Annotated in this window: 11 protein-coding genes and 2 tRNA genes; 10 read left to right on the top strand and 3 right to left on the bottom strand. The window is 73.0% G+C overall.

The features are described 5' to 3' along the window. Nucleotides 1-111: 111 nt before the first annotated feature. The gene (locus tag SNOUR_RS19370; RefSeq protein ID WP_067348824.1) at nt 112-639 is read right to left on the bottom strand and encodes an SSI family serine proteinase inhibitor; all 528 of its coding nucleotides are present in this window, start codon (nt 637-639) and stop codon (nt 112-114) included. A gap of 265 nt (nt 640-904) precedes the next feature. On the opposite strand from SNOUR_RS19370, the gene SNOUR_RS19365 reads away from it, so the two are divergent. From SNOUR_RS19365 to SNOUR_RS19345, 5 genes are all read left to right on the top strand, one after another. Continuing rightward, nucleotides 905-995: transfer RNA gene (locus SNOUR_RS19365), tRNA-Ser, on the top strand. Between the two features lie 175 nt (nt 996-1170). Then, on the top strand, nt 1171-2184 hold the full coding sequence (locus SNOUR_RS19360) for a GlxA family transcriptional regulator (protein WP_079142776.1): 1014 nt from the start codon (nt 1171-1173) through the stop codon (nt 2182-2184). Nucleotides 2185-2351: 167 nt separating this feature from the next. Continuing rightward, nucleotides 2352-3005, top strand: coding sequence for an HD domain-containing protein (locus SNOUR_RS19355; RefSeq protein ID WP_067358519.1), 654 nt, complete (start codon nt 2352-2354; stop codon nt 3003-3005). A 133-nt stretch (nt 3006-3138) separates the two neighbouring features. Then, nucleotides 3139-3211 (top strand) — tRNA-Arg (locus SNOUR_RS19350). A gap of 501 nt (nt 3212-3712) precedes the next feature. Beyond that, nucleotides 3713-3934, top strand: coding sequence for a hypothetical protein (locus tag SNOUR_RS19345; protein WP_067348820.1), 222 nt, complete (start codon nt 3713-3715; stop codon nt 3932-3934). 406 nt (nt 3935-4340) lie between these two features. On the opposite strand, the gene SNOUR_RS19340 is transcribed toward SNOUR_RS19345, so the two are convergent. Beyond that, nucleotides 4341-4529: a hypothetical protein gene (locus SNOUR_RS19340; protein ID WP_159425876.1), complete on the bottom strand. Its 189-nt coding sequence runs from the start codon at nt 4527-4529 to the stop codon at nt 4341-4343. 256 nt (nt 4530-4785) lie between these two features. Here SNOUR_RS19340 and SNOUR_RS19335 point away from each other — a divergent pair, with 256 nt between their 5' ends. Together SNOUR_RS19335 and SNOUR_RS19330 are read left to right on the top strand one after the other, a co-directional pair. Next, complete coding sequence (locus SNOUR_RS19335; protein WP_167739056.1) at nt 4786-5763, top strand: DUF2797 domain-containing protein; 978 nt, start codon at nt 4786-4788, stop codon at nt 5761-5763. A 180-nt stretch (nt 5764-5943) separates the two neighbouring features. Next, nucleotides 5944-6849 (top strand): amidohydrolase family protein, encoded by a 906-nt coding sequence (locus SNOUR_RS19330; RefSeq protein WP_312632792.1) that lies wholly within the window; start codon nt 5944-5946, stop codon nt 6847-6849. A gap of 84 nt (nt 6850-6933) precedes the next feature. On the opposite strand, the gene SNOUR_RS19325 is transcribed toward SNOUR_RS19330, so the two are convergent. Beyond that, nucleotides 6934-7479 carry an NADPH-dependent FMN reductase gene (locus tag SNOUR_RS19325; RefSeq protein ID WP_067348813.1) on the bottom strand — a complete coding sequence of 182 codons (546 nt, stop codon included), beginning with the start codon at nt 7477-7479 and terminating at the stop codon, nt 6934-6936. Between the two features lie 399 nt (nt 7480-7878). On the opposite strand from SNOUR_RS19325, the gene SNOUR_RS19320 reads away from it, so the two are divergent. From SNOUR_RS19320 to SNOUR_RS19310, 3 genes are all read left to right on the top strand, one after another. Beyond that, the gene (locus SNOUR_RS19320; RefSeq protein WP_376738530.1) at nt 7879-8709 is read left to right on the top strand and encodes a response regulator transcription factor; all 831 of its coding nucleotides are present in this window, start codon (nt 7879-7881) and stop codon (nt 8707-8709) included. Between the two features lie 219 nt (nt 8710-8928). Next, nucleotides 8929-10407 carry a sensor histidine kinase gene (locus tag SNOUR_RS19315; RefSeq protein ID WP_079143478.1) on the top strand — a complete coding sequence of 493 codons (1479 nt, stop codon included), beginning with the start codon at nt 8929-8931 and terminating at the stop codon, nt 10405-10407. A gap of 108 nt (nt 10408-10515) precedes the next feature. Beyond that, complete coding sequence (locus SNOUR_RS19310; RefSeq protein ID WP_079143476.1) at nt 10516-11880, top strand: bifunctional glycosyltransferase family 2/GtrA family protein; 1365 nt, start codon at nt 10516-10518, stop codon at nt 11878-11880. The last annotated feature ends 65 nt before the right edge of the window (nt 11881-11945 follow it).

Genomic DNA, 11945 nt, shown 5'->3' with positions numbered 1-11945 from the left:
GACGCGGAGGCGGATGACGCCCCGGCAATGCCGCGGCCCGACGCGACTCACCGCACGCCCGACATGTGCCCACTCGTCCTGACCTGGCGCGCTACTCCGGCACGAACCGGGTCAGGAAACGGTCTTGGGGAGCATGGGTTCGAAGCGGCCCCAGCGTTCGATCTCACACCCGTTGGTGCGCCGGAAGTCCGCGTTGACCTGGCGCCCGGACCAGGTCCCGGTGACGTGTGCCTGCGCCGGACCGCCGTACATCATCGTGCACTGCGCGCCCTGCGGCACGGGGGCGAACAGGTCCTTGCCCCACCGCGTCATCCGGTCCAGCCGGTCGCAGGCGTGCCGGGCGTCGAAGTGGCTCCCGCCGCGCGGGTGGCAGTACAGCTCGAACCTGCCGTCCGTCCGGCCCGCACCGGAGTGGCGGACGGTGATCGTGAGGTGGTCCCCGCGCCGCCCGGCCGGCCGGTGCGCGGCGGCATCGGGCGCCAGGTGGCCCAGGTACGGCAGGACGTCGTGGTGGTACGGCAGCGGGAGCGGGGCGGCCGAGGCGGACGGCGCCGCGACGAGCGCGGGGACCGCGCACAGGGCGGCCGCGGCGGCGGCGAACAGCGACAGCGACCGGGACGGGATCCGGCGACGGGACATCACGGACTCCTGGGGGCGAGTGCGGGCGGTGGGGCCCGGACGGGACGGACGGCGGTACGCGATCCGTACACACCGGGGGCGCACCACACATGAGCATCGGTGCCGCCCGCCTCTTTAACGCGTCGCCGCGCCCGACGTTGCGCCGCAGGAACGTCTTTGCCGGGTAGGCCGCGGGCCTAGTACCGTAGGGGGCGATTGGTGACAGGCCCTGGAGCTGTGTCATCATCTGTCCACGCCACATCGCGTTCGCGCGTGTGAGGTGTGTGGAGGCGTCGCCTAGTCCGGTCTATGGCGCCGCACTGCTAATGCGGTTTGGGTTTTAACGCCCATCGAGGGTTCAAATCCCTCCGCCTCCGCTCATGCGTAACACCCGGGCCCGGTCATCACGACCGGGCCCGATCTGTTTCCCGGCGGCCACGGCGGCCACGACCGCCACGGCCCACCCCGGCCGGCCCTGGCCGCCTCGCTCCCTCCCCGTGGCCCGGCCTCTCCTCCTCTCCTCTCCCCCTCCGCCGTCCTACGCTGATCGCCATGCCCCTGCCGAGGTCGACGCCGCCGCCCCGGTCCGCGTCCGAGAGGCGCGGCCCCGCTCCCCGCCGCATCGTGATGCTGGCCTTCGAGGGCGCCCGACTGCTCGACGTCACCGGCCCGTTGGAGGTCTTCAGCGCCGCCGCCCGCCTCGGTGGCCGCTACGAGATCCACATCTGTTCGCCCGACGGCCGGTCCGTCACCACCGCCTCGGGCACCCGCCTGGCGGTCGACGCGGCGGTGCCGGACACCGCCGGCCCCGTGGACACCGTCCTCGTCCCCGGGGCCGAGGAACTCACCCAGGGCCGATTCCCGCCCGGCCTGCTGGACTCCGTCCGCGCCCTCGCCGGCCGCTCCCGCCGGGTCGCGTCCGTCTGCTCCGGGACGTTCGCCCTGGCCGCGGCCGGGCTGCTGGACGGGCGGCGGGCCACCACCCACTGGCGCCACACCGCCACCCTCGCGGCCCGCCACCCCACCCTCACCGTCGACCCGGACGCCCTCTACGTCCGGGACGGCGACCTCTTCACCTCCGCCGGGGTCTCCGCCGGCATCGACCTCGCGCTGGCCCTCGTGGAGGCCGACGAGGGCCCCGACCTGGCCCGTGAGGTCGCCCGCGACCTGGTGGTCTTCATGCAGCGGCCGGGCGGCCAGTCACAGTTCTCGGTGCCCGCCCGCACACCGCGGCCCCGCCACGACGCGCTGCGCGCCCTCCTGGACGCGATCGCCACCGACCCGGCCGCCGACCACTCCAACACCGCGCTGGCCGCCCGCGCCGGCCTCAGCCCCCGCCATCTGACCCGGCTCTTCCGCGAGCACCTGGGCACCACCCCGGCCGGCCATGTCGAGGCGGTGCGCCTGGAGGCCGCCCAGACCTTCCTCGCGAACGGCGAGACGGTCACCGTCACCGCCCGCCGGACCGGCGTCGGCAGCGACGAGTCCCTCCGCCGTCTCTTCCTCCGCCACCTGGGCGTGACCCCCTCCGCCTACCGCTCCCGCTTCCACACCACCGCCCGCTGACACGGCCGGCGGGCCCGCCCGCATGTCCCTATCCGTGGGCTCCCTGGCCCGTACGCACCGGGCGCCGGCCACCCCCACCGGGCGACGCTTCCCCCATGAACACCAACACCACCGCCTCCGCCCCCACTGCCCCGTCTGCCTCCTCCACCCCCTCCACCCCCTCCACCATGTCGTCCCGTGCCCGCGCTCTCGCCCTTGCCGGGATCCCGGTCCCGGACAGCCGGCTGGCCCGCGAGGCCACCGAACTGGTCCGCGACCTCACCGACGACCTGATCTACCACCACTCCCACCGGGTCTACCTCTTCGGCGCCCACCACGGCCTCCGCCACAACCTGGCCTTCGACCCCGAGCTGCTCTACGTGGGCGCCCTCTTCCACGACCTGGGCCTCACCGAGAAGTTCCGCACCTCCCAGCAGCGCTTCGAACTCGACGGCGCCGACGAGGCCCGCGCCTTCCTGATCGCGCGCGGCATCCCCGAGGACCGCGCCCGCCTCGTCTGGGAGGGCATCGCCCTGCACACCACCCCGGAGATCCCGCACCACATGGCCCCCGAGGTGGCCCTCGTCACGGCCGGCGTCGAACTCGACGTCCTCGGCATCGGCTACGACACCCTGCCCCCGGAAACCCGCGAGGCGGTCGTCGCCGCCCACCCGCGCCCCGACTTCAAGCGCCACATCCTCCGCGCCTTCCACACCGGGCTGGCCCACCGCCCCCAGACCACCTTCGGCAACGTCAAGGCGGACGTCCTGGACCGCTTCGAAGCGGACTACACCCGCCCGAACTTCGTCCAGATCATCGAAGACTCCCCCTGGCCGGCCTGATCCTCCACATCCGGGCGAAAGGGCGTTTTCGCAGGTCAGAGCGGGTGCAGCAATCGGATTTCGCCTAACGGCGCAGGTCATGTAATGTTGTTCCCGCAACGCCGACCGGCAAGAAAAACCGCCGGAAAGCCAAGCGCTCGTAGCTTAACGGATAGAGCATCTGACTACGGATCAGAAGGTTGCAGGTTCGAATCCTGCCGAGCGCACAGCAGACAAAAGCCCCCGCCGGGTTCTCCGGGTGGGGGCTTTGTCGTGGGGTACAGCAGTGAAGTACAGCAACGGGGTCAGCCGGCGCCGCCCACTATTCCAGGGTGCTACGTCGAGGCCGCGCGGTCAGAGACCGTACTCAGTCGGGGACTGACTACGGATCACACTCCACCGGCCCCTCACACGGGCCGGCGCGGGCACGGGGGCTCGGGCGCCGCTCGTGCCTCCGGCCCGCTCCGCCCGGCCCCCGGCCCCCCGCCACGCAGTGCCCGCAGGGTGACCCGCCAGACGCTTTGTCCCGCCCAAAGCAGCACCGGAACGAGCGCAACACCCCACCAACCCAGCGCGGACAGACGTCGTCAGGCCCGGAAAACCGCAGGTCAGATCCATGATCGCCCAACCTCGCCGCTAAAGCGGGGGGTTGTCGTCCGGGGCGGTGCCGAGCATCGGCCACGGACGGCCGCAGCCAACGGGATGCAGATAGGCGCATACTGGGGGCAATGACAAAGCCCGATGCACCGAAGCGTCATTTGCCTACCAGCCCCTTCAAGGCCCCGGTCACGCTTGCGCCCAAGCACTTCGCCAAGGGCGACCAGGTCACACACGACGTCTACGGCCTCGGTCGGGTGATCCACATCGAGGATGGAATCGCGGCGCTCGTGGATTTCGGCTCGGCGCAAATGCGGATCTTGAGCCCGTACGCCAAGATGACCAAGCTGTAGGACCGCTGTGCCCGGTCACGGCACGCCAGGCTCCTTCAGGGACCTGTAACGCAAGGGAGGTCTCCCATCGATCTGACGTCGCTGTTCTCCGCCCTGGAAGGGCAACCCCGCTGTTCCACTGCAGCATCGCCGCCTCCGACGACAAACCCTTTCCAGGCCCCGGACTTCGGGGACGACGAGACCTTCCTGCTCGAGGAGGCAAAGGGGCCCGCCTCGTAATGCCTGGGGCAGCCTGCTGCGCTGTACAGCAGCGAAGTACAGCAACCGCAGCAACCACCAAAGCCCCCGCCGGGTTTCCCGGGCGGGGGCTCTGTCGTGGCGTACGGCAGTGCGGCGCGGCGACCGGGTCGGCCGGTCGCCGTCATTCTTCCTCCCAGGTCGTCCGCTCCCAGTGCTCCGAGTACTCCTACGTTTCCCGGTACTCGTGGACGGTGCCTGTCACCTCGTCGTGGCTGTCGTAGCCGTCGCAGCCAGAGGGCGTGATCCATCGGTAGAGCGCGACCGCGCTGATGGGGGAAAGCGGAGGCGGGGCCAGCCGCTGGCCTGTGATGATGCCGGACGTGACGGTTGAGGGTTCCTCCGTTGCGTTCCCCACGGCGGGACCGTAGGGCACAGCGGTGGTGCGCAACAGCGTTTATTCGGAGGGGAGTTGCCCCTGTTGTGGGCCGGTGTCGTTGTGCCTTCTGTTGCGGGCGGAGGGAGAGAGTCCCCGTCGATAGCGCTGGTCGGCTTGGTGGCCTCGGTGGGCTGCTCGGTTCACGGGGCGCGGTGGTGGCGTTGCGGGAGTACTGGGAGGGGTGCTCTCGGCTGGTGGTAGGGGTGTTGTCGGTGGGCGGTCGTACGCTGACGGTGTGTGGCGATGTACGGGACCGCGGTGGTCGGGCGGTGAGCCGGGGGCCTTCGGGCAGCGGCTCGGTTGGTACTGCGCGGAGCGGGGCGCCGAGCGGGTGAGTCCGTTGCCGCCGGGGCGGGCGCTGGCGTTCGGGGCGGTCGGAGAGCGGCGGTGTCTGGGGGTGCGGCGGGCCGGGCGGTGGATCGTCTGCCCGTATGGCGCGGTGCTGGAGGGCGAGGGGGTGAAGGACCAGTGCCCGCGGTGTGCGCAACTGGACCGGTCGCGGTCGGTGGCGGCGGACACCATGGCCGATGATCCGCGTCCGTACGGCGTCTATCTGGCGTACTTCGGGCCCGGGCTGGTGAAGGTGGGGATCACGGCGGCGGAGCGCGGGGCGGCGCGGCTGGTGGAGCAGGGGGCGGTGGCGTACGCCTGGCTGGGGCGCGGGCCGCTGATGGCGGCGCGGCGGGCGGAGGCGCTGTTGGGGAGCGCGCTGGGGGTGCCGGACCGGTTCGCGAAGGAGGCGAAGCGGGCGGCGCGCGGGGCGCTGCCGCCGGTGCCGGAGCGGGTCGCCGAGGTGGGCGAACTGCACCGGGTGGCACGAGGGTTGGCGGGGTGGCCGGAGACGTTGGAGCCGGTGGCGTTCGCGTGTGTGGACCATACGGAGCTGTTCGGGCTGGCGCGGATTCCGGCGGTGGGCGAGGTCGCCGAGCTGGGCGGGCTGACGGCCGGGGCGGAGATCGTGGGGGAGGTCGTGGCCGGGGTGGGGGCGGATGTCTATCTGTGGCTGCGGGGCGGGGGTGGTGGGGGCGGGTCCGGCGGTGCGCGGGATGCCTCGGCCGAGGGCGGCGCGGGCGCGGTGGTCGCCGTCCTGGATGCGCGGTTGCTGTCGGGCTGGGTGCTGGGGGCGGCCCGGGGGCGGGTGACGACGGCGCCGGTGCGGTGGCCCGCGGCGGGTGGCGACGAGCGGGGAGGGAAGCAGGAGGGGCTGTTCTGAGGCGGGGGTTCGTCTGCGGCGGGGGTTGTTCCGCGGGCGGCGTGGGGGTTGTGTGGTGCATGGGCCGGGAGGTGTTCTCGGGGCGTCCGTGCGGCAGTCGGTGAGCGAGGGCCGGCGGGGGCGGATCGGTGCGGGAGTCCGTGCGGGTGGTGGCGGGCGAGCGGAAGTGCGGGAGGGTGCGTGAGCGGGCTCGTGGCGGTGGACGGGGATGGGGACGGGGACGGGCGGGTCGGGGAGTTCTGGCGGGGGCTGGGGCTGCCGGGGCTGATCGATGTGCACACGCACTTCATGCCCGAGCGGGTGATGGCGAAGGTGTGGGCGTATTTCGACGCCGCCGGGCCGTTGGTGGGGCGGCACTGGCCGATCGCCTACCGCCTTGAGGAGGACGAGCGGCTGGCGGTGCTGCGGGGCTTCGGGGTGCGGGCGTTCACCTCGATGATCTATCCGCACAAGCCCGGTATGGCGCGCTGGCTGAACGGGTGGGCGGCGGACTTCGCGGCCCGTATTCCGGACTGCCTGCGGACCGCGACGTTCTTCCCGGAGGACGGTGTCGCCGCGTACGTGGCGGAGGAACTCGCCGGTGGCGCACGGGTCTTCAAGGCGCATGTGCAGGTGGGCGGGTACGACCCGACGGACCCGGTGTTGGACCCGGTGTGGGGCGTACTGGCGGAGGCCGGGGTTCCGGTCGTCGTCCACTGCGGTTCGGGGCCGGTGCCGGGCAAGTACACCGGGCCGGAGCCGATCGCCCGGGTGCTGGCCCGGCACCCCCGGTTGCGGCTGGTCGTCGCGCACATGGGGATGCCGGAGTACGTCGACTTCCTGGAGTTGGCCGCGCGGTATCCGCGGGTCTGCCTGGACACCACGATGGCCTTCACGGACTTCGTCGAGCAGGCCGCGCCGTTCCCGAGGGCGGAGCGGGGGCGCCTGCTGGACGTGGGCGACCGGGTGCTGTTCGGGAGCGATTTCCCCAACATCCCGTACGGGTACGCGCATGCGCTGGAGGTGCTGGCGCGGCTGGAGTTGGGGGAGGAGTGGCTGCGGGCCGTCTGTTACGGGAACGGGGCGCGGCTGTTCGGGGTGGGGTAGTCGAGGCCGGGAAGGGAGGGGAGGCGGGAGGACGGCGGGTGGTGCGCGGGGTGGGGCGAGCCGGTGGGGGCCGTTCCGTTCCGGCTATGCGGTGGGGGTGGTGGCCGCGGCGGCCAGGTGGGCCATGGCCGTGCGGAGGTCGGCGAGGGTGGGCTCGTCGGTGACGCGTTCGGTGCCGGGGTCGATCTTCGGGCCGATGGCGGGGATCTCGCGGCAGGCGTCCGCGATGACGTTGCCGGTCATCATGCGCAGGGTTTCGCGGAGTTGGGCGTTGGCGTGGTCGCCGCCGGTGGGGAACGGGGAGGCGGTGATCACGGAGATCGGCTTGTCGACGCATTCGCCGCTGCTGACCAGCCAGTCGAGGGCGTTCTTGAGGACGCCGGGGACGCCGTGCGCGTACTCCGGGCTGACGAGGAGCACCGCGTCGGCCGCGGCGACGGCGGCGCGCAGGGCGGCGACGGGGGCGGGCGGGGTGGCGTCCTCGCCGTCCAGGTCGGGGTTGAAGTGCGGCAGCGCGCCGATGTCCGCGGTGGCGGTGGGGCCGTCGAAGAGTTCCAGGGCGGAGCGCAGGACGGCGCCGTTGGAGGAGCGGGCGCGGAGGCTGCCGGAGAGGGCCAGAAGTCGGGTCATGGGGATGACGTTACGGATGACGTTACGGGTGACGTCACGGGGCGGGGTGGTGGGGCGGGAGTGCGTTCAGGGGAGGGCCGGGAGAGGGCCGAGGAAGGGCTGAAGGAGGGCCGGGGGAGGGGCCGTCGGTGCCGTCGAGTTCGGTGAAAGTGCAGGTCGGAGGGATTGTCAGTGGGGGGTGCCATGCTGAGGACATGGTGATCGGTCTGGGCCGCGCGGGGGGCGGTCCAGACCGGTCGTGAGGGGTGTGGTGTCCGCCCTTGGGTCCGGTGTCGAGCGGATGGCGGCCGGTGGGGCCCGTGGGGCGGTTGAGGTCTTGACCGAAGGGAGGGGAGATTCTCAGGAGATTCACAGAAACCGGCAAGGGAGCTTTCAGAGGGCCAGGTCAGGCTGCCTGCCATGACCGTGACTTCGTCGACGTCCTCAGCTTCGAACCGTGCGCCGGCCTCGGGCCCGTCCTCCAGGGGGGCCATCGGTAGGGCGTCCGGCAGGGCACCCGGCCAGGGGCCGGGCAAACAGCCGGAGTTGTCGCGGGCCGACGGCAGCCCCGTGCGGGTGCTGGTCGTCGATGACGAGTCCGCGCTCGCGGACCTGCTGTCGCTGGCGTTGCGTTACGAGGGGTGGGACATCCGGGCGGAGGGCGACGGCGCGGGTGCGCTGCGCTGCGCCAGGAGCTGGCGGCCGGACGCGGTGGTGCTCGATGTGATGCTGCCGGACATGGACGGGCTGACCGTCCTGGGCCGGCTGCGGAACGAACTGCCGGACGTGCCGGTGCTGTTCCTGACCGCCAAGGACGCGGTCGAGGACCGGATCGCCGGGCTGACGGCGGGGGGCGACGACTATGTCACCAAGCCGTTCAGCCTGGAGGAGGTGGTGGCCCGGCTGCGCGGGCTGCTGCGGCGGGCGGGCGCGGCCGCGGTGCGCAGCGAGTCGCTGCTGACCGTGGGCGATCTGGTGCTGGACGAGGACAGCCACGAGGTGTGGCGGGACGGCCAGGACATCCATCTGACCGCCACGGAGTTCGAGCTGCTGCGGTATCTGATGCGGAATCCGCGGCGGGTGCTGAGCAAGACGCAGATTCTGGACCGGGTGTGGAGCTATGACTTCGGGGGGCAGGCCAATGTCGTCGAACTGTATATCTCGTACCTGAGGCGGAAGATCGATGTCGGGCGGCAGCCGATGATCCACACCCGGCGGGGTGCGGGCTATCTGATCAAGCCGGCCGGGTAGCGGGTCGTGGGGTCTTCCGTGCCCGTGCCCGTGCCCGCGTCCGTGGCGGGTGCCGGCGGGTCGGTGACGGGTGCCGGCGGCGACCGTGCGGCCACCGAGGGGGGCGCGGAGGCCGCCGGGGGCAGGGCCGAGACTGTGGCCGGTTCCGGTTCCGGTTCCGGTTCCGGTTCCGGTGTCGGCGGGCGGGCGCGGCGGCGCTGGACGCTGCGCACCCGGCTCGTGGTGTCGGCGGTGGCGTTGATCGCCGTCGTGGCAGCGGTGATCAGCACGGTCACCGCGATCGCGCTGCATTCGTATCTCCAGGGGCAGTTGGACCATCGGCTGGTCGACGGCATCGGGCGGGCGGTGGGTCCGTGGCCGCACGACCCGATGCGGGACAACGGGCTGGAGTTCGTCGCCATGCCCGGCCAGCCTCCCGGGACGGTGGGGGCGCGGATCGCTCCGGACGGCAGGCTCGATTCCGGTGCGCGGCTGAACCGTCTGAAGAGCCGGGTGCCGTCCGAGCGGCTGACCTCGTTGACCGCGGATCAGCTCGCGGCGCTGGCCGCGGTGCCCCGGGACGGCGATGCGTACAGCGCGGACCTGCCCGGGCTCGGCTCGTACCGGGTGCGGTACGCCAAGGACGGCGCGCTGGTGCTGGGGATGCCGCAGAACGAGGTGGACGACACGGTCGGCCGGCTGGTGCTCATCGAGTGCTGTGTGACGGTGGCCGGGCTGGTGGCGGCCGGGATCGCGGGCTCGGCCATGGTCGAGATCGCGCTGCGCCCGCTGCGGCGGGTGGCCGCGACCGCGACCCGGGTCTCCGAACTCCCCCTCCACCAGGGCGAGGTGGCGCTGCACGTGCGCGTCCCGGCGGCCGAGGCCGACGCCCGTACGGAGGTGGGGCAGGTCGGGGCGGCGCTCAACCGGATGCTGGGGCACGTCGGCTCGGCGCTCTCGGCGCGGCAGGAGAGCGAGACGCGGGTGCGGCGCTTCGTCGCCGACGCCAGTCACGAGCTGCGCACCCCGTTGGCGTCGATACGGGGCTATGCCGAGCTGACCCGGCGCGGGACGGAGCGGCCCGGTCCGGAGACCCGGCACGCGCTGGGGCGGATCGAGTCCGAGGCGGAGCGGATGACCGGTCTGGTGGAGGACCTGTTGCTGCTCGCCCGGCTCGACTCCGGGCGCCCGCTCTCCTACGGGACGGTCGACCTCTCGCCGCTGGTGGTGGACGCGGTGAGCGACGCGCGGGCGGCCGGGCCCGCGCACCGCTGGCGCCTGGAACTGCCGGACGCGGACGCGCCCGCGCTGGTCCGCGGGGACGCCGACCGGCTGCACCAGGTCCTGGTCAACCTGCTGGCCAACGCGCGGACGCACACACCGGAGGGGACGACGGTGACGGCCCGGGTCCGGGCGGTGCGACGGGCGCGCGGTGGCGGCCCGGGGGCCGTGCCCGGTGGCGGCCCGGGCGACGCGGTCCAGCTGGAGGTCCAGGACGACGGGCCGGGCATCCCGGCCGCGCTGCTGCCGCACGTCTTCGAACGGTTCGCGCGGGGCGACGCGTCCCGTTCACGGGCCGCGGGGAGCGGGGGCAGTACGGGGCTGGGGCTGGCCATCGTGGAGGCGGTGGTGGCCGCGCACGGTGGGACGGTCGCGGTGGCGAGCGGGCCGGGACGGACGGTGTTCACGGTGACGCTGCCGGAGGCGGGGCGCCGGTAGCCGGGGGCGGGCACGGGGGCGGCCGGACCCGTCCGCCCGTACCGACTCACAGGTGGCCCACAGCTTCACCACACGGCCGTGACAGGCCGGTTGGCGACCGTCGTGGGCATGACGACGCCTCCGCCGACCCCGACGCCGCTGGGTTCCCTGCCACCACGTGAGCATCTGCGCCTCGGCCAGACCGAGATCGTCCTCGATGTCGTGATCCCCGTCTACAACGAGGAGAAGGACCTGGAGTCCTGTGTGCGTCGGCTGCACGACCACCTGACCCGCACCTTCCCCTACGGGTTCCGGATCACCATCGCGGACAACGCGAGCACCGACGACACGCCCCGGATCGCCGCCCGGCTGGACGACGGGATGGACCATGTCACCGCCGTGCGGCTGGAGCAGAAGGGGCGCGGGCGGGCGCTGCGCACGGTGTGGTCGCTGTCCGAGGCGCCGGTGCTGGCCTATATGGACGTCGATCTGTCCACCGACCTCAATGCGCTGCTGCCGCTGGTGGCGCCCCTGATCTCCGGGCATTCGGACCTGGCGATCGGGTCCCGGCTCAGCCGGAGCGCCCGGGTGGTCCGCGGGCCCAAGCGCGAGTTCATCTCCCGCAGTTACAACCTCATCCTGCGGGGCTCGCTCGCCGCGCGCTTCTCCGACGCGCAGTGCGGCTTCAAGGCGATCCGCGGCGATGTCGCGAGCCGGTTGCTGCCGCTGGTCGAGGACACCGGCTGGTTCTTCGACACCGAGATGCTGGTGCTGGCCGAGCGCGCCGGGCTGCGCATCCACGAGGTGCCGGTGGACTGGGTGGACGACCCCGACAGCACCGTGCACCTGGTGCGGACCGCGACCGACGACCTCAAGGGCGTCTGGCGGGTGGGGCGGGCGCTGGCGACCGGCGCGCTGCCGCTGGACCGGCTCGCCCGCCCGTTCGGCGACGATCCCCGGGACCGGCAGCTCTCCGGGGTGCCGGGCGGGCTGGCCCGGCAGGTCGTCGGGTTCGCCGCCGTCGGGGCGTTCAGCACGCTGCTCTACCTCGGCCTCTACTCGCTCTGCCGGCTGGGCGTCGGCCCCCAGGTGTCCAACGCCGCGGCCCTGTTGGTGTCGGCCCTCGCCAATACGGCCGCGAACCGGCGGCTGACCTTCGGGGTGCGGGGGCGGGAGCGGGCGGTCCGCCATCAGGCGCAGGGCCTGGTGGTCTTCGCCATCGGACTGGCGCTGACCAGCGGTTCGCTGGCGGCCCTCGACGCCGCCACCGTCAGCCCCTCGCACACCAGCGAGCTGACGGTGCTGGTGGCCGCCAACCTCGCGGCCACGGTGCTGCGCTTCCTGCTCTTCCGCGCCTGGGTGTTCCCGGAGCGCGAGCGGCGGGCGGCGGAGGGCACCGAGGCGACCGAGGCGACCGAGGCGCGCGGCGCGGAAGACCCGCAGGCCCGGCAGGCCCCGCACGACCGGAACGACTTCAGCAGGAGCGCTCGATGAGCCCCCGTCCCTCCCCTCCGCCCCCTCCGTCCCGCCCGTCCCGCCCGTCCCGCCCAGGCTCTGCG

Origin of the sequence: Streptomyces noursei ATCC 11455 (assembly GCF_001704275.1) — a bacterium.
Lineage (GTDB): Bacteria > Actinomycetota > Actinomycetes > Streptomycetales > Streptomycetaceae > Streptomyces > Streptomyces noursei.
The sequence above is the reverse complement of the archived record's forward strand: the minus strand, read 5'-3'. Positions and strand labels throughout refer to the sequence as shown.

Excerpts from the sequence above, each read along its gene's own strand:
- SNOUR_RS19370 (WP_067348824.1), bottom strand. The coding sequence starts at position 639 with ATGTCCCGTCGCCGGATCCCGTCCCGGTCGCTGTCGCTGTTCGCCGCC.
- SNOUR_RS19360 (WP_079142776.1), top strand. The coding sequence starts at position 1,171 with ATGCCCCTGCCGAGGTCGACGCCGCCGCCCCGGTCCGCGTCCGAGAGG.
- SNOUR_RS19355 (WP_067358519.1), top strand. The coding sequence starts at position 2,352 with ATGTCGTCCCGTGCCCGCGCTCTCGCCCTTGCCGGGATCCCGGTCCCG.
- SNOUR_RS19345 (WP_067348820.1), top strand. The coding sequence starts at position 3,713 with ATGACAAAGCCCGATGCACCGAAGCGTCATTTGCCTACCAGCCCCTTC.
- SNOUR_RS19325 (WP_067348813.1), bottom strand. The coding sequence starts at position 7,479 with ATGACCCGACTTCTGGCCCTCTCCGGCAGCCTCCGCGCCCGCTCCTCC.
- SNOUR_RS19320 (WP_376738530.1), top strand. The coding sequence starts at position 7,879 with ATGACCGTGACTTCGTCGACGTCCTCAGCTTCGAACCGTGCGCCGGCC.
- SNOUR_RS19310 (WP_079143476.1), top strand. The coding sequence starts at position 10,516 with ATGACGACGCCTCCGCCGACCCCGACGCCGCTGGGTTCCCTGCCACCA.